The sequence below is a fragment of the Paenibacillus sp. FSL K6-4396 genome (genome assembly GCF_038002525.1).
GTDB classification, from domain to species: domain Bacteria; phylum Bacillota; class Bacilli; order Paenibacillales; family Paenibacillaceae; genus Paenibacillus; species Paenibacillus amylolyticus_B.
The window spans coordinates 1,274,125-1,295,248 of record NZ_JBBOCR010000001.1 but is presented as its reverse complement, the minus strand read 5'-3'; the positions used below and the strand labels follow the sequence as shown (position 1 = coordinate 1,295,248).

The 21,124-nt window shown below is 48.8% G+C and carries 18 protein-coding genes; 7 read left to right on the top strand and 11 right to left on the bottom strand.

The window, feature by feature from the left end; all coding sequences use genetic code 11:
- Positions 1-115 precede the first annotated feature (115 nt).
- Entirely contained in the window at positions 116-1,249 is a 1,134-nt protein-coding gene (gene ald / locus MHB85_RS05715; protein WP_091015628.1) for an alanine dehydrogenase, read from the top strand.
- Between the two features lie 167 nt (positions 1,250-1,416).
- On the opposite strand, the gene MHB85_RS05710 is transcribed toward ald, so the two are convergent.
- Positions 1,417-2,334: a PD-(D/E)XK nuclease family protein gene (locus MHB85_RS05710; protein WP_192132925.1), complete on the bottom strand. Its 918-nt coding sequence runs from the start codon at positions 2,332-2,334 to the stop codon at positions 1,417-1,419.
- 396 nt (positions 2,335-2,730) lie between these two features.
- On the opposite strand from MHB85_RS05710, the gene MHB85_RS05705 reads away from it, so the two are divergent.
- On the top strand, positions 2,731-3,414 hold the full coding sequence (locus MHB85_RS05705) for a serine/threonine protein kinase (RefSeq protein ID WP_091015630.1): 684 nt from the start codon (positions 2,731-2,733) through the stop codon (positions 3,412-3,414).
- A gap of 101 nt (positions 3,415-3,515) precedes the next feature.
- On the opposite strand, the gene sigJ is transcribed toward MHB85_RS05705, so the two are convergent.
- From sigJ to MHB85_RS05690, 3 genes are read right to left on the bottom strand one after another with little or no spacing between them, the layout of a single operon-like run.
- Positions 3,516-4,427, bottom strand: a complete 912-nt coding sequence (sigJ, locus tag MHB85_RS05700; RefSeq protein WP_091015632.1) for an RNA polymerase sigma factor SigJ — start codon at positions 4,425-4,427, stop codon at positions 3,516-3,518.
- Positions 4,417-5,736 (bottom strand): phytoene desaturase family protein, encoded by a 1,320-nt coding sequence (locus tag MHB85_RS05695; RefSeq protein ID WP_091015634.1) that lies wholly within the window; start codon positions 5,734-5,736, stop codon positions 4,417-4,419. Before MHB85_RS05695 ends, sigJ begins: the two co-directional genes overlap by 11 nt.
- Positions 5,737-5,794: 58 nt before the next feature.
- Positions 5,795-6,691, bottom strand: a complete 897-nt coding sequence (locus MHB85_RS05690) for an AraC family transcriptional regulator (RefSeq protein ID WP_091015636.1) — start codon at positions 6,689-6,691, stop codon at positions 5,795-5,797.
- A 129-nt stretch (positions 6,692-6,820) separates the two neighbouring features.
- Here MHB85_RS05690 and MHB85_RS05685 point away from each other — a divergent pair, with 129 nt between their 5' ends.
- Together MHB85_RS05685 and MHB85_RS05680 are read left to right on the top strand one after the other, a co-directional pair.
- Positions 6,821-7,708, top strand: coding sequence for a sugar phosphate isomerase/epimerase family protein (locus MHB85_RS05685; RefSeq protein ID WP_076214488.1), 888 nt, complete (start codon positions 6,821-6,823; stop codon positions 7,706-7,708).
- A gap of 48 nt (positions 7,709-7,756) precedes the next feature.
- The gene (locus MHB85_RS05680) at positions 7,757-8,812 is read left to right on the top strand and encodes a Gfo/Idh/MocA family protein (protein ID WP_091015637.1); all 1,056 of its coding nucleotides are present in this window, start codon (positions 7,757-7,759) and stop codon (positions 8,810-8,812) included.
- Between the two features lie 299 nt (positions 8,813-9,111).
- On the opposite strand, the gene MHB85_RS05675 is transcribed toward MHB85_RS05680, so the two are convergent.
- Positions 9,112-10,431: a glycoside hydrolase family 125 protein gene (locus MHB85_RS05675; RefSeq protein ID WP_091015639.1), complete on the bottom strand. Its 1,320-nt coding sequence runs from the start codon at positions 10,429-10,431 to the stop codon at positions 9,112-9,114.
- A 157-nt stretch (positions 10,432-10,588) separates the two neighbouring features.
- Between MHB85_RS05675 and MHB85_RS05670 the strand changes: the two genes are divergently transcribed.
- Entirely contained in the window at positions 10,589-11,650 is a 1,062-nt protein-coding gene (locus tag MHB85_RS05670; protein WP_179198482.1) for a LacI family DNA-binding transcriptional regulator, read from the top strand.
- Positions 11,651-11,884: 234 nt separating this feature from the next.
- Here MHB85_RS05670 and MHB85_RS05665 read toward each other — a convergent pair whose 3' ends face one another.
- From MHB85_RS05665 to MHB85_RS05655, 3 genes are all read right to left on the bottom strand, one after another.
- A complete protein-coding gene (locus MHB85_RS05665) occupies positions 11,885-13,498 on the bottom strand; it encodes a DUF4179 domain-containing protein (protein WP_192132911.1) in 1,614 nt (537 codons plus the stop codon).
- Positions 13,476-14,051, bottom strand: a complete 576-nt coding sequence (locus MHB85_RS05660; RefSeq protein ID WP_192132909.1) for a sigma-70 family RNA polymerase sigma factor — start codon at positions 14,049-14,051, stop codon at positions 13,476-13,478. The genes MHB85_RS05665 and MHB85_RS05660 overlap by 23 nt, the downstream gene beginning before the upstream one ends.
- A 208-nt stretch (positions 14,052-14,259) precedes the next feature.
- A complete protein-coding gene (locus tag MHB85_RS05655) occupies positions 14,260-14,775 on the bottom strand; it encodes a mismatch-specific DNA-glycosylase (protein ID WP_192132907.1) in 516 nt (171 codons plus the stop codon).
- A gap of 119 nt (positions 14,776-14,894) precedes the next feature.
- On the opposite strand from MHB85_RS05655, the gene MHB85_RS05650 reads away from it, so the two are divergent.
- On the top strand, positions 14,895-15,815 hold the full coding sequence (locus MHB85_RS05650) for an AEC family transporter (protein ID WP_192133213.1): 921 nt from the start codon (positions 14,895-14,897) through the stop codon (positions 15,813-15,815).
- 60 nt (positions 15,816-15,875) lie between these two features.
- Here the strand turns inward: MHB85_RS05650 and MHB85_RS05645 are convergent, their stop codons facing one another.
- Positions 15,876-16,127: a hypothetical protein gene (locus tag MHB85_RS05645; protein WP_091015650.1), complete on the bottom strand. Its 252-nt coding sequence runs from the start codon at positions 16,125-16,127 to the stop codon at positions 15,876-15,878.
- Positions 16,128-16,403: 276 nt separating this feature from the next.
- Between MHB85_RS05645 and MHB85_RS05640 the strand changes: the two genes are divergently transcribed.
- Positions 16,404-16,796, top strand: a complete 393-nt coding sequence (locus tag MHB85_RS05640; RefSeq protein WP_192132905.1) for a RidA family protein — start codon at positions 16,404-16,406, stop codon at positions 16,794-16,796.
- Positions 16,797-16,938: 142 nt separating this feature from the next.
- On the opposite strand, the gene MHB85_RS05635 is transcribed toward MHB85_RS05640, so the two are convergent.
- Together MHB85_RS05635 and MHB85_RS05630 are read right to left on the bottom strand one after the other, a co-directional pair.
- Positions 16,939-19,617, bottom strand: a complete 2,679-nt coding sequence (locus MHB85_RS05635; protein WP_244660961.1) for a polynucleotide kinase-phosphatase — start codon at positions 19,615-19,617, stop codon at positions 16,939-16,941.
- Positions 19,614-21,098 (bottom strand): 3' terminal RNA ribose 2'-O-methyltransferase Hen1, encoded by a 1,485-nt coding sequence (locus tag MHB85_RS05630; protein ID WP_192132903.1) that lies wholly within the window; start codon positions 21,096-21,098, stop codon positions 19,614-19,616. Before MHB85_RS05630 ends, MHB85_RS05635 begins: the two co-directional genes overlap by 4 nt.
- Between the last annotated feature and the right edge of the window lie 26 nt (positions 21,099-21,124).

Below are 21,124 nucleotides of genomic sequence, written 5' to 3'. Positions count from 1 at the left end.
AATATGTTGAGTTCAATTCCTAAAAATTAGACATCAAGTAAGGTGCAAAACGATTATTCAAGTCATAAACTTGTAGTATAAGCTAACAACCAATAAATGGACGAGGTGCATGGTGATGAGAATCGGAATTCCCAAAGAAATCAAGAATAATGAGAATCGTGTAGCAATGACTCCAGCCGGGGCTGCTGATTTCATCAGAGCCGGTCACCAGGTACTGATTGAACAAGGCGCCGGGATCGGCAGTGGATTCACGGATCATGAATATCAAACTGCGGGCGCCGAGATTCGGATTGATGCCAAGTCCGTGTGGACCGAAGCCGATATGATCATCAAGGTGAAAGAACCACTTGCCAGTGAATATGGATATTTTCGTCCGGGACTGATTCTGTTCACCTACCTACACCTCGCAGCGGAACCGGAGCTTGCCAAAGCCCTTATTAAAAGTCGGGTAACGGCTATTGCGTATGAGACGTTGGAGGTCAACAGCGCCCTCCCCCTGCTAACCCCTATGAGTGAAGTTGCAGGCCGCATGGCCTCCCAGATCGGAGCACAGTTACTGGAGAAGACCGAAGGTGGGAAGGGTATTCTGTTGTCCGGTGTACCCGGTGTCAGTCGGGGGAAAGTGGTCATTATCGGTGGTGGAACGGTGGGAACAAATGCAGCCAAAATTGCCATTGGCCTTGGAGCGGATGTAACCATCCTTGATCTGAATCTGAATCGTCTGCGCCAGTTGGATGATATCTTTGGCAATCAGATCCACACGCTGGTATCCAGCCCGTCCAACATTGCAACAGCTGTTGCGGCGGCAGATCTGTTGATTTGTGCGGTGCTGATTCCGGGCGCCAAGGCGCCAACACTTGTCAGCGAGCAAGTGGTTAAGACGATGGCACCGGGCTCGGTCATTGTGGATGTGGCGATTGATCAAGGTGGGATCGTTGAGACCATTGATCATATCACAACCCATGATGAACCGACCTATGTGAAACATGGTGTCGTGCATTACGCGGTGGCGAACATGCCAGGCGCTGTGCCGCGTACATCTACGGTGGCGCTGACCAACGCCACCATGCCTTATGCGCTGCAGCTGGCCAACCACGGTGCAGCCGCCGCGATTCGCGGCAGTTCGTCCATTCGCAGCGCGGTCAATGCGCTGAATGGACACATCACGTATGAGGCGGTTGCCCGGGATCTCGGGCATGCCTATGTTCCTGCGGGTCAGGCGCTGGAGAATGCCGCCGCCGTCCAGTAATCTTGAACTGATCGTTCCACCCGGCGCATAGTCGCCAGGCCTGTGGAACGCAATAGAAGCGCGAGTCGGGCAGATGATGTACCCGGCTCGCGCTTCTTGATTTTTTTCACATATAGAATAGCTTGTTGGTTGGTATAAGGCCTTTAGGTTCCTCCGGTTTTGGCGCTTCAGACTGCTCGCTCACTGCATACTTCGCGGAAGTTACAATCCCGGCAGGACCGGTGCGATGGCATCGCTGTGAAGTAGGTGACGTCCTTGGGGCGGTTATAATACTCATCCTCCACGCAGGATCGCATCTCCTCGATGTAACGCCCTACGTTCTCTTCTACCTTCTGTATATCCTCTTCCGTTGCGGTAAACTCTCGGTGCTTCCCGGTTAACAGGTACTCCACTCGCAGCTCAATCTGCTCCAAAGGAACCCGGTAGTGCTCTCTCACATAGGATGCGTACAGCATTAGCTGATCCGAGAAGTCATCTTCCTTGCCTGTCTTCCAGTCCACAATGACAATATTGCCGTTACTACGCCGATACAATAAGTCCATCTTCACATAAACGCGCGTATCGTGCAGCATCATGGTATCCCATTTCTCAACCTCCAGAATGTCCGTACTTGCCCGGGACAAGTCCTCCCATGTAAGCGTCTGGTACAGGTTACTGACACAGGCCGAAGCCCGTTCCTTAATCGTGGCGACTCGGTCATTCAACGTATCATCGCCGTAATAGATCTCGGACAGCATCGTGCGATTCTTGGGGTTAAGCCGCCACTGATCCGCGTCCATGGATTCCACATACGCCTGATTCAGCAGCTTGCGTATCGTCTGTTCCAGGAAATGTTCACGCGGTTTATCTTTGCCCTCTTCCCTGCTGCGTACCGCCGACTCACACATCCGATGCGCGAGGTCCCCGAAGACAAGGTACAGATTGCTGAGCTGCTTCAAACGGTACAGACGAACCTGCATCTCATCAGCAGAGTCTGTCTTCCAGCCGTTATGGGCACCGTAATAATGATAATAATATTTTCGCAGGCACTCATCGAACATACTCGCCCGCGACTGCGAATAAGACCACTGCGGGTATTGTGCCATAAGTAATCTGCCTTTCTGTATGCCGGACCTGCATGAGATCCCTTAATGCTCACAGTATAAAGCCAGGGAAACATTGCCGCAAGCGCGCTTCCGTTATTTTCTTTAGACGCAACCGTTTCCGATTCGATCCGTATCGTTTATATAGTAACATCACCAAAAGATGAAATTGCGGAGCAGAACGCTTAATATACTTTATAGAGGGCAGCGAATCCGGGACCTGGATGCTAGTACGGGTATAGCCCGGGGCCAGTGCGGGCCCAGCGCAAACGAATCTCACACACCTTATCACATGGATCACGAGGTTTTACGGAATCTAACGAACCCCAGACAAGCTAATTAGAAAAAGATTATATGAAAAAAAATTGTACAGGCATATCCTAAAAGGAGGCACCACCCATGAATCGACCGGATTGGTTCCAGGCGGAAGAAGCATTACAACAGATCCAAGTCATCGGAAGCGACCGGAATGAGCTCGTGAACATCATCGGAGATGCAGAAGGATTGAATTGCATTGGCACCGGTACGGATGCGGCTGTATTTACGTATGACGGCTTGCCGCAGTATGCCTTCAAGATGTACTCGGATCATGCCTTGGACAAACTCGAAAATGAAAAACAGGTATACGAGCAGCTCAAAGGCCTGCCATACTTCCCTACCTATTACGGCAGCGGCCGGAATGTGCTCGTGATCAGTTTTGAACCCGGGGATACGTTGCTGGAATGTTTGGAAAAGGGAATCCCCGTCCCCGAGCAGGTGATGCTCGATGTGGACGCAGCGCGAGAAGCCGTTCGCAGCCGCGGGTTGAACCCTCGCGACATTCATCTGAAAAATGTAATTCTCCAGAACGGACGCGGGAAAGTGATTGACGTATCCGAGTATATTCAGGACGGCAATGACAATCGCTGGGAGCATCTCGTCTGGGCTTATCACAACATCTATCCGCGGATTAAAGGAACGCCCATATCTCCGCGCATGCTGCAGACGATCAAATGGGGGTACAATCAGCTTGATCATGCCAATGTCAAAATGGACGACCTCGCCAAGAAAGCCAATCGTCTGTTCTCCAGGTTTATGAAATAAGCATGTTGCAAACTCACTCCAATAAAATAACCCGGAGGATCGCCAGAGATTGGCGATCCTCCGGGTTTTGTTTGTCTAATGCCATCTCTCCCAAATAAACCTTACCCTAAATTCAAATGCCGCAGCTTATCTGGATTACGCATGAGATAAATCCGTTGAACGCGGTCGTTTCTGAACGCAAGACTGACAACAGTTGGGAATGCCTCGGAGGGGCTGCTTAATACAAATCCAAGTTGTCCGTTGATCTTGACGAGCCGCACAGCCCCCATGCTGTCACTTTTGGATACAAGCCCTTGAATGAACGCAAGAACTCGCTGGCTTGATGTAACGGGTTTAATTGCTGCCATGACTTTACCGCCACCATCACTATACAGCACGATATCGTCCGAAAGCATTCTGAAGAGCTCTTCCATATCACCAGTAGAGGTGGCCTGGAGGAAACGAAGTGCAAGCTGCTCGGACTGTGCGCTGGGGGTCAACTCAACTTCCGGCTCGTCTTGGATTTTACGTTTGAGACGACTGTAAATCTTGCGGCATCCCAGCTCCGTCTTGTTCACGAAGTTTGCAATATCGCAATAATCAAATTCGAAGGCTTCTCGTAGAACAAATACCGCGCGCTCAATCGGAGTTAGCCGATCAAGCATGACAAGAAAGGCGTACGAGATCGTATCTTCCAGTTCAATCGTTTGGAGTGGATCCTGCCCCGCTGCTGAAGCCGATCCTGGAGCAACCATGTAGTCTTGCACTAGAGGTTCGGGCAGCCATGGTCCGATATATACCTCTCTTTTTTTACGTGTTGATTTCAAGTAATCCAGACAACGGTTCGTAACCATTTTGCATAAGTACGCTTTTAGGTTACGAACAGGGCCACCCTCCTTATGGATATCCTGCTGTTGTACCGTTACAAATGCATCCTGCACCAAATCCTCAGCATGAGTGACAGATCCTAACATACGATATGCGATGGAAAGAAGAAGAGGTCTGTACGTTCTGTATACCACATCAAGCTCCATGATACATCCCTTCCTTATCTTTTTCTCTACCTGCTATTATCATTTGAGCAGCCTCTTTCGCGCTCGCTAAAGATGCGTTAATCAACATCCCCTCAGCTCCTACCCAATCGCCAGCAACATAGAGTCCGGGTCTTCCTTTGACCGCAGGTCCAGGCCTGCCCGGGAGGCCGCCATTCGCTGCGGTGACGATGCCATGCGAGACAAGCATTCGCGGAAGGAAACGCTGCTGAACGACGTGCTTGCGCCACCCCGGCTGAATGAAATCAAGAAAGCCTTTAAGCTCGTGTTCATCCTGCGTGGGGTCCGAATGGATTGAAGCCGACAAATACTTCATGACATGCACAACCTCGTTTGCCGGGTTCTCTGATAAGGAAGCCGCGGCGGAATGGTTGGAGTAATACAACGGGTAATCGGCGCCTAAAACAAATTTCGTCTTTGGTTGAGGCATCCCCGTTACGACAAGATCCAGACACGCGGCACGAACAGGAGTTAACTTTTTATAGGCTTCCACTTCCATGGGTGTAAGAGCGGGATTGAGGAGAGCTAACGTATCCATTGGACCGGCAGTGGATATCACGTGGCGAGTCGTCAACTGTGAACCATCTTTTAAGGAAACCATCATTTGGGGATAACCTCCGACAATTTCTCGTACGACCGAGCTTGTGCGGATGGATACACCCGCCTGCTGAGCTTGTTCTGTCAGCCGACTAACGAGGAATTGCCAGCCTCCATCTATATACAACACTTGGTCCTGTTTGAGTTGTTCAATGACAGCGCCAGCACTTACCTGATCAGGAGCATCGCAATAGGTGCTCAAACGAACGAGCCCAAATACGACACTACGTACACGTGGACTGGAAACCAGGGTTTCCAGGTAAGTCTGCAAACTAACGTTATGCAAAACGGATGTATCTACCTTTCGGAGAGAACTGTAGAACCGAAGAAGCTGGCACTTCTCCCCCCATTTCAAAAACGATCCGAGCAAGAGCTGTGCTAGAGGAATCGCCCTATAACCGCCGTTTGTTCCTTCGAACACCAATGTGCCTGGCGGTTTCGGTACTGATCCGGTAGGTGTGACGCCTACCTCTTTCAGAATGGGAAGCGCACTCTTACTGAGAGCATGGGCTCCCAAGTTTACGCGTGCGGCTGCGATTTCAGTCGAAATAGCCCGGCCTCCGGGATGTTTTCCTTTGTCGAGCAACAGTACAGACTGGCCCGCCCGTGCCAGATATATTGAGGCGGTTAATCCGGCAATGCCTGCTCCCACAATGACAACATCCCATATCGGCTTATTGTGATTCTGTATCATGTATATCAATCCCTTCCGCTTGATGCATACATGACGATGAACGGAACATTTTTGTGACTCAACCTTCTTTCTTCAACCGCCCCTGGGAGGGAGTCATCCCCTTGTATTGCTTATACAGTTTCGTAAAATAGTTGGCGTTGTCGCAGCCGACTCTGGCGGCGATCTCAGTAATGGTCAGACTACTGCCTTGCAGCAGTTGCTCTGCCTCACTCATCCTGCACCCGTTCACGTATTCAACAAAGGTACGTCCGGTCAGCTTTTTGAACATTTTGCAGAAGTGATACGCATTCAATCCCACGTGGCTTGCCGCTTCCGTAACAGACATTTTACCTGTGGGGTCCGCTTCAATCTGTGCAATCAACTGTTTGAAACGTTCGCGATTGGGAAAATACGATCCCACTGATCGATCCGGCAACTGCTGTGGCATAAAGGTTCGCGCAAGCAGGGTGAACAAAGCATGCAGTTTGGACTTCACTACCAGCTGATAAGCCGGGGGCTGTAACGCCATTTCCTCCACAGCTTCATTCAGCAAAGAATAATAGCCTGTGCAGGCTTTGTTTTCCTCTGCCGGTTTGACCGGAAACCTCACCCTTCCTTCCAAATACGGCGCGACATATTGCTCATGCACAGGATCATGAGTGAAATCATGGAACAGTGCACGGTTGACCACAACGGAATCATAATGCACATCCTCGTCATCCAGAGCATATCCGACATGCAATGTACCTCCAGGAATGATAATGACCTCACCTGCTCGAACCACATAAGGTTTGCTATCAATATGAAAAAGCGCACTTCCCTTGCGCATGATAATCAGCTCAAAATGTTCATGCCAATGCAGATACAGAATACATTCTTCCGCTTTCATATCTGAACACCGATTTTGGAACAGCTGAAATGGATGTGATTTATGGTCAATTCGGGTATTTTCGTGAAGCGCTTTCAGATCCAGCACGACTTCTTCCCCCTCTTCACAAGATCCGACTATTATTACACAAGATTGTTTAGAGCCATCCCTTTAATCCACGGCTATAATGAATGTGTCACGAAGTACTATAAGCCAATATTGGAGTGAAATACAACCATGAATAAATCATTACGCATCGGTACCCTTGTAGGCGGGCAGGACGCCGTCCGCGTTATCCCGCAGATCATGCAACACGGCTTCGAATCATTTAACCTGACCTTCTGGCAAACAACTGGCGACCTGGACCTGGCAGAGACAGCCAAACGTGTCCGTGAAATCGTGGACGAACAAGGTATCGTCATCTCCGCGGTGAGTGTATTTGGTAATCCGCTCACCGGAGCCGGAGACAACGCCGATACATTGGCGAGCTGGGAGCGGGTGATCGATCATGCACAGCTCTTTGGTGCAGATATCGTCTCCGGGTTCACCGGACGATTAACCGACCAACCCATTAACGAGTCCATCCCCCGGTTCAAGGAAGTATTTGGTGAACTGGCACGCCGGGCAGCAGACCGGGGTGTACGGATTGCTTTTGAAAACTGTGATATGGGGGGAACCTGGCAGACAGGCGACTGGAACATTGCCCATAACCCAACGGCCTGGGAGATGATGTTTGATGCTGTCCCTGATGAAAATGTTGGTTTGGAGTGGGAGCCTTGCCATCAAATGTCCAGCCTGATCGATCCGATTCCACAGCTGCGCAAATGGGCTCACAAAGTCTTCCACGTACATGGTAAAGATGCCACGATTGCCTGGGACATTGTCAAGGAATACGGCGTACACGGTCCACGGGAATTTGTCTGGCACCGCACCCCGGGCTTCGGGGATAACAACTGGGCAGACATTATCACCATTCTGCGTCAGAACGGTTATCAGGGCACGATTGATATTGAAGGCTGGCATGATCCCGTCTACAAAGACGAACTTGAAATGACCGGACAGGTGCATGCATTACGATATTTGAAACAATGCCGCGGCGGCGATTTTGTGCCCAATCCGGTATAGGAAACCATGCGAGCTGTATAACACAATCCATGCGAAGGAGATGAGAACATGACTCATCCTTATCGGGTAATTATCGCCGGCTGCGGTGCCATGGCAAACACGTGGGCGGATTATGCCTTGCAAAGGCCAGATACAGAAATCGTGGGACTGGTCGATCTGTATGAACAGACAGCCCTTGCTTTTGCTACAAGACATGGGCTCACCTGCCCTACGTTCACCGATATCCGTGAAGCCATTCAAGCGACTGGTGCTAATATCGTATTCGATGTCACGATTCCGTCGAGTCATTACGGCATTGCTATGACAGCGCTGAAGGAAGGTTGTCATGTATTTGGCGAAAAACCACTGGCAGAGTCCTTCTCCGACTGCACAGATATTGTGCAAACCGCTCGCAGTACAGGACACATTCAAGCCGTCATGCAGAACCGCCGTTTCGATCCGCGTATCCGCGCCTACCAGCACCTCATTTCCGGCGGAGCTATAGGGCAGGTAGGTTACGCAGGGGCTGACTTCTTCCTCGGGCCACACTTTGGCGGATTCCGGGATCTGATGGATAGCCCGCTGCTGCTCGATATGGCTATACATACATTTGATCAGGCACGATATATTCTCGGAGCCAACCCTTTATCGGTGTATTGCCATGAGTTCAATCCTCCAGGTTCCTGGTATCAGGGCAATGCGATGGCGTTATGTATATTTGAGATGTCCGACGGGTCCGTATTCAACTATCGCGGTTCCTGGTGCGCGGAGGGTGTACCCACATCATGGGAAGCAAGCTGGCGCGTAATCGGTGAAAAAGGAACCGCCATCTGGGATGGTCATGATGACATCTATGCTGAGGTGCTTGCTGCGCAAAGCCTGGATGCTGACGGCAAACCATCCTTTTTCCAGCCAAGTGAGCGAATTGAAGCGGAACTGCCTGTCATGGACAAAACAGGTCACCACGGCTGTCTCGAAGACATGTTCGCCGCACTGGAATCCGGACGATTACCTGAGACCGATTGCAGTGATAACCAGTTCAGCATGGCCATGGTCCTCGCTTCCCTGGAAAGCGCCCGCACAGGCCAGAAAGTCTTCATCGCCGATCTACTGAAAAACACATAGCAAAGCGCCTGTGTTTTTCAATTAAACAAAGCCCAAACTGCAAAGTTCAGCAGTTTGGGCTTTATTGTTTTTACCTACTCCCCTCTCCTATACAAGGTACAAAAAAGTTTCTGACAAACACGAAGTAGTGTAGGGGACGAAATCGATTCTGAAGAAACGAAGTGTTCGCCTTTATCACCGGATTTCGACTTTACAAAAGTCGATCAGGAAATCCGGGGATAACAGCGATCAAAAGAACGATTCGTAACCGGAACGGCTGCTTCTCGAGCAGTAAGAACTCTTTTTTTATAATGTATCTTTTATAAAATTCCTTTTTTCATTGCCTTGTACACCAGTTGTGAGAAGAGGCTATTGGACCAAGCAAACCATGGTCTAGTGAACGTGCTGGGATCATCGGCGTGGAAGCCTTCATGCATATATCCCGTATCCGCATCCGTGTTCTCCAGCAATTCAATCATGGCCAGCATTTCCTCATCATTGTCTGCGGTCAGACCCTGCATGGATAACGCCATGTGCCAGATGTATCCCGGCGGGGTGTGCGGGCTACCGATCCCTTTGGCTACCTTCCCTTCATAGTAGAACGGATTCTCCCTACTCAAAATGAATCGGCGTGTGTTCTGATACACAGCATCCTCCACCGAAGAAAACTCCATATACGGTATGGACATCAGTCCAGGTGTGCCCGCATCATCCATCAGACAAAAGTTGCCGTAACCGTCCGTCTCATAAGCATAGATCTGCCCATACTCTGGATGACGGTATGTACCGTACAGAGAAATGCCGTGTCGTATCTCTTCTTCCAAACGAGCCATTTGACTCACCAGTTGCTCATCCCGGAACACCCACTTCGCGATCTCCCCCATCTGGCGCAAGGTTACCGCAGCGAACATGTTCGCCGGAATATTATAATGAAAATCACAGGCATCATCACTCGGACGAAATCCGGACCAGATCATCCCCGTATAATTCACCGGCATACCCAATCCTTCATTACGCAGCGTATCATGGGCAGGACAATTGCGCCGCATGAACCGGTAAGGTGATTGCTCTGCGTGATGCTGCTCCGTCTCCCATAGTTGTACGATATTCTCCATCACTTTCTTGAATCGCTCATCGAATATATCCGTCAGGTCAGTCTCCCGCCAATATGTATAAGCCAGCTTCATGGAGAAACATAGAGAATCCAGTTCAAACTTCCGTTCCCATACCCACGGTGACATCTGCGTCTCATCATTGGCATCCCAATGCCATCCATTCGCCGTTTCATTGAACGCATTGGCATAGATATCCATATCAGCGTAGAACGTATGCCGTTTGATCAGGCCTCCGATAATACGCTGCAACTTCTCATCATCCTTCGCAAACGGAACATAATGCATGACCTGCTCTACGGAATCCCTTAACCACATGGCGGGAATATCCCCTGTAATCACAAAGGTTGTCCCATCCTCCAGTAGCTTCGTGGTCGTTTCCAGTGTATTCGGAAAACAATTTCGAAACTGAGCCAGCAATCTCGGTCGATGTTGCAAACGCTCGTCCGCCTCAGTCAGAATATCCTGCACAGCTTGTGGCAATTCCAGTTGTGGCATAGGGATTTTCGGTAATCTGAACTGTTCCATGGATGTCGTCTCCTTATAACTCTATTGTTATTTTTGTTATGATAATTTATAATAACATTATTATTTGTAAGTGTACTGTGTCCGAAGAGGATCGTCAATTCTTAGAGGTCATCTCAATGGATTTATGCAGTTCGCTTACATACGAAGGAGTAATGATATGTCACGCAAAGTATCCATTCAGACGCTGGCTGACCAGCTCGGATTATCCAAATATGCCGTCTCCCGCGCACTCAGTGGCAAGACGGGTGTCAGTGAAGCGACACGCGCACGGGTACTGGAACTCGCTCGGGCTTTGGGATATCGCCAAAGTACTCCTGGTGCTAGCAATAGTCCTGCTACTGCAAACCATGCAGACCCGTCCGATCCACCGTTTGCTCTCATATGCATGAATCAGCTCAATCGCGGTGAACCCCACTACTGGCAACGTGTTCTGTCAGGCATGATCTCCGCCTGTAATGAGCGTGGTTGGCATCATGCCATTGTATCCCCCTCACTCGGAGTGACAGACGAGAACACTTCTCCCGAAAAAGCTATTGCTCCTCATTTGGACTGGGAACGTTGTGCAGGAATTATTGTCATGGGTGCTTTTTCTCATACGGTACTGCAAAGACTCTCTCAGACGGGTCGGCCTATTATTCTGGTAGATCATCAGGAGCCACTGCTGAATTGTGATACGATCAGCCATGATAATCTGGAAGCTGGTATTACTGTTGCGAGATATTTGATGTCTATGAATTGCCGACGGATCGGCCTCATCACAGATGATGGTCGTGCTGCGAGCTTCGCGCAGCGGAAGATCGGGATTGAGTTGGCCTTAAATCATTTCCATGTGGATACCAGTCATACGACCAGCTTCAGAGAATGGAATATTCCGTATGAGAACGGGGAATGGGTTAACCAGTTAGCCACTAACATTCAAAACATGCCAGAAGACGAACGTCCCGATGCCTGGATTGGTGTTAATGATGATATTGCTTTGCAATGGATGCACAAATTACAGGAGATGGGCATCTCCACACCTAAAGATTGCCTTGTCATCGGTATCGACAATGTACACTCTGCGGTGACTTCCTCCCCGCCTCTGACAACGGTTAATCTGTGCAAAGAGGAACTCGGACAACGTGCCGTTGAAGCTTTACAACGTCGGATCGAACGCCCGGGGACACCTAAAGAGACGGTTATGTTATCGACCACGTTGATTCCAAGGGAATCGGCGTAATCCGGTACGGGTAACCGCTCTGTTCTTAAGATGAATTCGTTAGGTATTTGCTTTCCCATTAAATCTGATCCATACGAAAGAGGCCCCGCATACCATTATGCAGGGCCTCTTTCGTATATTAGGCTTATATCCTTATATTTCTTTTACATTCACACTTAAATCTGTTGATCCATCCATCCTTATATCATCCATTCGAAGCTTCTTTTACTTCATGTCTAAGAATTGTACTAGTGGTTATTTCAGCCAAGGCAGACTACTGTACGACGGAAGATCCACTTCCCAATTTACATCGCGATACTCTCTATTGACTACGGTTCTTTTCAAAGTGAATTTTGTACCCTTTTCTTCGTTAAACCCCCGAATTTTTAATTGCAGATCATCTTCAACGTATTCACCGTTATTATTAGGTTGATCCGGATAACCGTTCACTTCAACAGGATACTCTTTTCCATCCGAATCTACTGCAACCCAGCGATCACCCATGAAAGCATTTCGGAACGTCCCACTCCCCTTCAGAACTAGTGAATACCCTTCCTTTACATCAATCTTCGGAGGATCATACGATTCCATCAGTGGCTCGTAATCAAAATCATAAAATAATATTTCATCTCCTAGTTGTTCAAAATGTACAAAAGTATAAAAATTAGCGTCCTTACGCCTCTTCTCCAGATCAACTTCCACTGATTTCTCTTCCTTCACCGGGAGGGTGTAACCATCCAGAACAAAGCGAATGTTCTTCGCATCTACCGTAACAAATGCAGGGTCCCATGTCTCCGACAACTTCAACGGCCCACCATTTCTTAAGTCACTCAGATCTTGGAGTCGAAACTTGGCTTGACGGGCATCTGGTCTTATTCCATTGAAAATTCGATATTCATTTGTTTCAGGAATCTCAAGATGGTAGATGATGCCCATATAGTTCGCCCAATCCTCATTAACTTTGGCACGAAGCTTATCATCCAGACTCACATTCATGTCAAGCCGGGTTCCGTTTGGCGTGCGTACAAGCTGTGTCATATCAAGCTTTAGTCCTTCTGGCGTCGTATAGGTGTTATCCATAGAATTTTCAACAGCCAATGATTTGGCTTTGGTCATATCGATATTGAATTGGAAGCTCCAATCCACCGTAACATCTCTATCTTCGTAGGATTTCTTCTCGTAATCATAATATCTGCCCACATTTAAATTACGCAGTTCACCCCGCACGACCACCTGATCCGGAATTTCATCATGAAACTGGAATAACAATCGTTCAGTTACGGAACCCTTAGTTCTGGTATCTCTTGCAAGAGTAGCAACCTGTCGCCCCTCTTCATCCGTAACATGAATTCTCCCCATCTCAGACAGTAACCGTGATAACCCTAATCCATCAGGTGTTGTTTGTTGCATGGTCATTACCATATGAGATCGGTCTACAAGCACGTCTTCAATTTTAAGCGTATAGCCCTGGTCATTAATATTGATGTTCGGATTAACGACAAGTCCAAGAGGTTTAAGACGTTTGTAATCATCTGCAAAATATGAATATTTCAATGCTTCAGGCACAGGGATGTTAGGCAATGGCAGACGATCCACAGCATTTACTGCGGGTTGCGCTGGCTCTGCAGTACGGTCAAATGCAAACCATGCCCCTCCGGCAAGCATCACAACTGCCGCTGCGGCGATCCCCGTCCGGCGCATCCAATGCGCTCTCATGGATTTGTTCACGAATGGACTTCCGTCTTCGCCACTTTCCATGGACACGCCATCCAGCTTCTGCATGAGCTTAAGCGTAAAATCCGCATCCGGCTCCTCTCGATACAGATGCTCTTCCCACAACCGCTCTTCATCCCTTGAAATAGGCTTCATACGTAGCTAAACCTCCTTTGCGTTCCATTTGCTTCCTCAGCGTTTTTTTTCCGCGATAAAGGACGTTGCGCACTTTGGTTGAACTCATGCCTGTAATGTCTGCAATCTCTTCATAGCTCAACTCGTTTGTGTACTTTAGTAATAACACCAGGCGATATGATTCAGGTAATTGTTCGAGCTGGCGGTATATTTCACGCTGCATCTCTTTATGCAGCACACGTTTTTCCGGTGTTTCATTACTGACAGCTTCGATCCCCTGATCGACCGCAATCATCACGGGTTTCTTTTCCCGTATAAAATCCCGCATCCGATTCACCGCAATGGTGTACACCCACGACGAGAAACTGCTTCCCTCCCGCCGCGACGGGAGATAACGATAGATACGAATAAACGTATCCTGAGCGAGATCCTGTGCATCCGGATGACTCGCGCCCATTCCGCGCATGATGCCGTAGACTTTATTTTTATATCGATCCACAAGCACGGAGAACAACTGCTTATCTCCTTCAACAATGCGCTGAATAAGCTCCTCCTCCGGTATCTGTTGAGTCATGTAATCCCCCTTCTCTACAGCTTCCATGCATGGTTCTGTACTATATAGACGGAAGCCGTTCCCGAAACCTCTCACTTTATCCAAAAAAAAGAATTCGCCCTCATCGGCGAAGCCGACAGGGTGAACTCTGCGTACCAACATTCTGTGATTGTCGCTGCACATTCTCTATAGGTTTCGTGGTAGCCTATTACTGCTGCTGTCTTACCTCTTAGTTTTCCCTGCTCTTGTCCTCAACAAAATCAGCAAGCTGTGAATAGATCGCCACAATCTCATCCATCGACATGCGCACGAGCCCACTGGACGACGGAGCGACGAACTCCTGAATTTCCTTGACGACCGGGTCGTCCTGGAATCCCCATTGCACTTTGGCACGTTTGCTGTACTGGGTGTATACACCTTTTCCGACAAAACAAGCGATGTCCGGTCGGTATTTCTCCAGCTTTTGCCGTAAAATCTGTCGTCCTTCTGCGTACTCTTCCTTTGTAATATCCTCCATACCTCTGGTGGGACGGGCCACAATATTCGTGAATCCATATCCCAGCTTCAGCAACTCTCCATCCTCCTGTGCATCGTATAAACGCGGGGTTAATCCCGATCGTTCAAGAATGCGCCAGAACCGGTTTCCTTTGTACGCATAATGATGACCCGTCTCTCCAGACGTAATGCTAGGATTGAAGCCAATAAACAATATCGATAAACCAACATCCAGATGATCTGGAATCATGATGCAACACCTCCTGATCTTTTTTAGCCTATTCCACGTCTGGTTGTGTATAAAATGATATAATAAGCAAAGCATTTTCGAAATCGGATGAAATTTTCATGAAAAAGGAAGCTGAACTAATGATTGCAGACATCATGCTTGAAGTCGTCCTGCCCGTCTTTCTCCTCATTGCCGTCGGATCCTGGATGCAAAAGGTGTTCAAGCTGGACTTGTACACACTCGCCAAAATCAATTTCTATTGTATTACCCCCGCAGCCGTCTTTATGAGCATGTACCACTCGGATATGTCGGGCGAACTGCTTGGGACCGTGACACTCTTTTACGCGATATATGTATTGATTCTCTATATTGTAGGTTCTGTATTTGCGCGCTCGCTTCGGATGAATAAAGGCATGAAGGCTGCTTTCAACAACAGCATTATGCTGGATAACGCAGGCAACTATGGACTGCCCATCAATGCACTGGTATTCCGCGGCGATCCACTCGCCTCTTCCATTCAGGCACTGGTCATGTCTTTGCAGGCATTACTGACTTTCACCTATGGCGTGTTGTCCATTCAGGGCGCGAAGCTCAAAGGTAATTACCGTGCGGTGATTATTGGTTTTCTTAAAATGCCTGTTCCATATGCGCTCTTGCTGGGGATTCTGTTACACATGTGGAAAGTTCCCTTGCCTACGTTCCTGTCCATGCCGCTGACCTATGCGCAGCAAAGTATGGTTGCCGTGGCGCTTCTGACACTCGGAGCACAGATTGTAAAATATCCAATTCAACTATACCGTCTTGATGTGTATATTAGCACATTTTTGCGACTTCTGATTGGCCCGGCTATCGGGATTTCAATTGTGCTAATGCTTGGGTTGGAAGGTATCGCTGCACAGGCACTCATTATCGCTTCGGGTATGCCGACCGGTGTCAACGCATCCATTCTCGCGGAAGAATACGATAACGAACCCGATTTTGCAGCCCAGACAGTGCTGATCTCTACGCTCTTGAACATTATTACAATTACAGCACTGATCTCTTTTGCCAAAACGTTCTGAAATGAAAAATAAGTCCATGACCCATGAGCAGGGTTGTGGACTTATTTTGTGTTGCTGAAACTATGTTTCAAATGTCGTTCGTTCAGGGAACTTGCCGCCTTCCCTGAATAAACATCGTACCAGTCGCTGCGCGGCTCGGTTAAAGAAAAAACTCGGACTTACCCCATCCACCTGGACAGGTTCCAGTTCCCTCACACTTTCCTTGATCTTATTCATCTCAATGAGCCCCATCTTTCGCTCATTCGGTCCGAAGCGATAAATAACCTTCTCATCGTCCTCCGTCTGTTTCACCAGCAGAATCACAGATGCCATACAGGTTACCCCCTATCGTTACGTTATGAGATTCCATTAATCACTTGCCTACTATAATTATTACCCAGATTCTAGTGGAAGGATATAGGACTTAAGTTAGTTATACCTAAATTAAATATCCTGATATAAAGATTCTCTGGAATGAGTCGTTAGGCTTACAAACACTGCGTTCACACTATCCTTATGGATAGTCACTGTCATGAAAGTGCGTACTGCCCAAATCGTTTTTCTCCGTTTATACTAACCTTATCTTGAATTCCCAAAGGAGAGAAATATATGTCTACAGCTCAAATATATAGCCACGGTGTCCCGTGGGAAGACGCATTTAGCGTTGCTCAGGGATACAGTGTTAACGGTACAATCTACATTGCAGGACAATTTTCGCATGATATGCAGGGAGCCTTTATTGGTGTCGATGATATTGAAGCGCAGGTTCGCCAGACACTGGATAACCTGGATCGCGTGCTCGCAGGATTTAACGTGACCAAGTCGAACATTGCTGAACTGGAGATTTTTTTGGTTCATCCTCAGGAGCATCTTGAGCCATGTGTTGCCGTGTACAAAGAGTACATCGGTACGCATCGTCCGGCTGTCACGATGGTTGGGACATCCGGACTCGCCTTCCCTCATCAACTGATTGAGATTCGCGCCGTTGCTCATACCAACTGATCCAGGTCATGTCAAAGGTTGCAGCGCCAAGTAAAATGGCCTGATGAGGTTTCACTTTAACGAAGTTTATACGCACATGAAGCCGGTTTGGATTAACTCCGAACCCGCTTCATCTTTATTTCTTATTCTTTTGCTTTAACAGTTACAAACGTGGGTCTACTCGCTCCGACTCCAGCGATAACGTCGCCAGCACGCATTCGTGAATTCGTTCCACCGGCTCTCTGCGTATAAAGCGCTCAATCCCCTCCATACCCAAAGCACTCTCCATTAAGGCGTGACGTTCTTTTTTGGACGTTTTGCGTTTACGAAGTCGAGACAGATTCTCGGGTGCCAGGTAATCCATCCCATAGATGATGTGCAAATATGCACGTCCTCGTACTTTAATCGCAGGCTGAATCATTTTGTTGTTATTCCAGGCGCGGAACGTTTCAGGTTTGATGACAATACCTTCGTGTCCTTCCGCTGTAATCTCATTCCACCAACGAATAACATCCGCTTCATCCGCCTCATTTGCAATTACGCGATATTCTGTCTCCATCATCATGGTCGACATGCGAGCGAACTCACGGTTTTGTTCCATGTGCCATTCATGTGTTTGCTCCAAAAATGCTCCCGTGCTATGTGCTAGTGTGTGGAACGGTGCAATTCGAATGTCCCCGATATCCTCCACATCCCAGCAGTATTTCTGGAATACATCGCGGAACGTCTCGGCATTAGCAAGTTTTCCTGCTGTCTCCTGCAACCACTCATCTACATTCCGACCTGCTGCTTCAGCTTCACGCAGTTTGTCCAGCACCGTAGAGCGATCCATCATGGAGGCTTCGGCAACGTGTGCATATTGTGAAGCAATCAGCTCACGCGCTTTTAGATTCCAAGGAACAATCTCGGCATCGAGCAGTACAAATTCCGTCTGATGACGATCAAAATAACCATCTGCGGTCAAGTCCGCATGTAACTTCGAGAGCACACTCTGCTCTGTCGAAGGATCAAAAAAGGATCGTCCCGTCCTTGTCACGATGTTCCCCAGCATGGGTCGACCCACTCGTTGCACCGCAGCTTGCTCATCACGGAAAAGAAGTACAATGGCCCGGCTGCCCATGTGTTTCTTCTCGGCAACCATACGGGTAACTCCCTGAGAACGATAATACTGAAATGCATCCTGTGGATGCTCCAGGTATCCCTCCACAGAACATACACCCGGCGGCGGACTCATCGTAGGCGGGATGTAGAGCAGTTCTTCCAGCGGTACAGTATAATGGGAAAACGTATCAATTGCCGTCTTCGCCACCTCACCGTGCACAGACACATCCAGTTTGGATGCTGTCTGAACCGTGAAACCCTCCTTGAACTTACGTATGTTAGGCGGAGCAAAACGCCGCTGTTCCCAGCGCTTTAATGGACTATCCGGATCTCCCGCATAATCCTGCTTCGCCGGAACACTGACTGCCTCACGTTCTGGCATTCGCCAAGCAGTGAGCATGCCACCAAAAACGACACCTTGATCAATATTGACTGTATCATTCACAATTGTAGGATATGGACGAGGATCATGTCCCCAAACAATGCATTCACCCGAATTGTGATCCACGTACCAATCCTTGCGCACCGGCCGACCTTGCTCATCCATCCCATCCACATCGCCATATCGGCAGTAATCCTGAATGCGTTTGGACTGTTTGCCGATAAAATGATCTCGAATCCCTGCGTGTGCAACAACGACTTGTCTTACCCCGTCCCGGGAAAACACCAGATGAGATGGTGCTTCAAGCAGAAATGACCTAAGCTCTGCACGTACTCGCTTCGCCGTCTCCTGACCGTGCTCCTGCTCAAGCTGTTGCAACTCCATCTCTACCCGTTCGTCACCATGATTCAGCGTAACATCACGACCATCCAGATAACGTGCAATCTTCCAGCCGTGATTACTGTCAATCATGTAGGCTAGCTCGGCGGCACAATGACGTTGCCAGAACAACAGACATTTTAATGATTCTGGCCCACGGCTCGTTACGTCACCGACTGAAACCAATTTTCGTCCTTCAGGATGACGGTACAAGCCACTTTCATCCTCGTCCACATACCCGAGACGCACGATTAATTCCATCATTTCTTCGTAACAGCCGTGAATATCTCCGATGATATCTATACCTGTACCCATGTCAGTCACCAGCGGATTGGATGTGCGGACAAACGTAATCTCATCCGGCTGCTTCAGCACATAACTGGCATCAAAGCCATCCTCACGGATCGAGCGTAATGTGCGCTTGAACTGCTGCACCTGTTGTTTCACCCGTTGACGTCCACGCGGATACTCCCGCTGGGCATCACGTTCCAGCAGTTCTTTTTCCGGAATATCCAGCACAACAGCAATCACAGGCACATGGGCCTTTCTTGCTACCTGAATCAGTCGCTCCCGATCCTCTGGATACAGATGTGTCGCATCCACCCAGGTCAGCTTGTTCAGACGACAGCGGGTTGCGAGCATCGCCTCCATCGCTTCAAAGGCTTTGGCCGATACTTGCTGATACTCGGCATAGATCACATCCGCTTCACTGCGGGGACGGTGTTTCCAATCCACATACTCATCATCTCCAACCAGCATACGGAATTGATCGGACGAGACGGCTTCCGTGCGCCGAATGACGCTTTCTTCAACGAGGCGATCCAGCAACGTACTTTTGCCACTGTTGGATGGGCCGACGAGAACGACAATGCCTGCGTGGGGTAGACGAATCTCACGCTGTCTTTCCTCCGTCCCACTTTTTCGATCCTGACGTTCTCTGCCTTCATCCGAGATTTCGTTTGGTCTCATTTTTCTCCTCATGATTGACTCTCCTTTCTCCGCTCAAAAATGACCAGTTGGGTAGGTTGTCCATAGCCTTCTGCATTCTCACCAATACCCTTAATCTCGTAGCCATAGCTCCCCTGTTGCGTCCATTCCTCACACCGGATAGCCAGCTCCGCACGGGTCCACTCAAAACGGTGGTCATGGTGACGGAAGCTTTCCTGCTCCATTGCGTACACTTCGTTATATTCCTTGTTTGGCGTAGTAACTAGCAGCACTTCTGGCTGATATTCGTTCATGATTGTATCCATAATTCTGTTCAGACGATATTCCTCAATATGCTCAATCACTTCGCACAGGATCATGACGTCCTGGTTTTGCATCTGCTCGTCAAAATAAAAAAGTGAACCGATGATCGGCTCCGGCATAGCCACCACTCCAGAACGACCCTCCAGCTTCGCGAAGCGCTCCATGGCCCGGAGCCGCGACTGACCGGAAGGTTCAACGGCCAGAATCGATTCCACACCGGGAACGTACGCCAAACGAGCGGACAGCTTGCCCTCACCCGCTCCCATATCCACAATGCTTCGTTTGACTGGCAACGCTGACACCACATCCGTAATCGCTCGATAACGCAACTCGTTTAACCGCACAGGAGTTTCTGATTGTACGCCATCGCTAACGGACTCGGACTCACGTTGATCTTGTTCTCTGTCTTCCTGATGTCCCACGTTATTCTCCTGAATAACCGTGTCTGAGGTGTGACCTGTTTCTCTCTCCTGTCCAAGAGACGCAGACAAGGCACCCTCTTGTCGCTCATACTGCCGGATCAGTTCGGCAAAACGAAGCGTACGCTTCACAACGAGCTCTTTCAGTGGATGAGCATCCAGCCACCCTTCACCGTAACGTTTGATTTTATCGATCTCATCTTCACTGATGAAATAGTGTTTGTAATTATCCAGCACTGGAATCAGCAGAAAAAGCTGACGCAATGCATGTTGTACCGTGTTACGACCACGCAAGATGATATGGCGAACTGTGCTTTTATTTTTCAGATCAAAGGAATAAGACAGCTCTCCACGTTCCATCGAAACTGCATATCCCAATGGCGAGAATAATTCCTCCACAACCCGATCCGGCAGGTCGGATGCCACCGGTCCAAAGGTCAGTTCCAATTCGAAAGAGTGACCTACCCATTGCACATAGTCTTCCTTGGGCTTGCCATTCAGGGCCGTTCCTAACGCCCCACGTATGTAGGAGCAGAACAGGCTGCTGGTCACGAACTCACGATCATTGATATATTGCGTAATGTCATATCCATCAGGTGTGCCTCTGACCAGATCCACAGGATCTGGCTCGGCATGAATCAGCACTTCCGTTTCGTTCTCTGTAGCGGTGGTGTACACCATTCTTACACGTACGCCTTTGTCTACGCGGTCATATATATTCAGCGGGTTCTTCGCTAACAAATGGGATACAATCCCCGCGTCAGCGCCGCTTGCTTTCAAGATCAAATGCATCCGTTCTCCTCCTTTTATTCAATTAA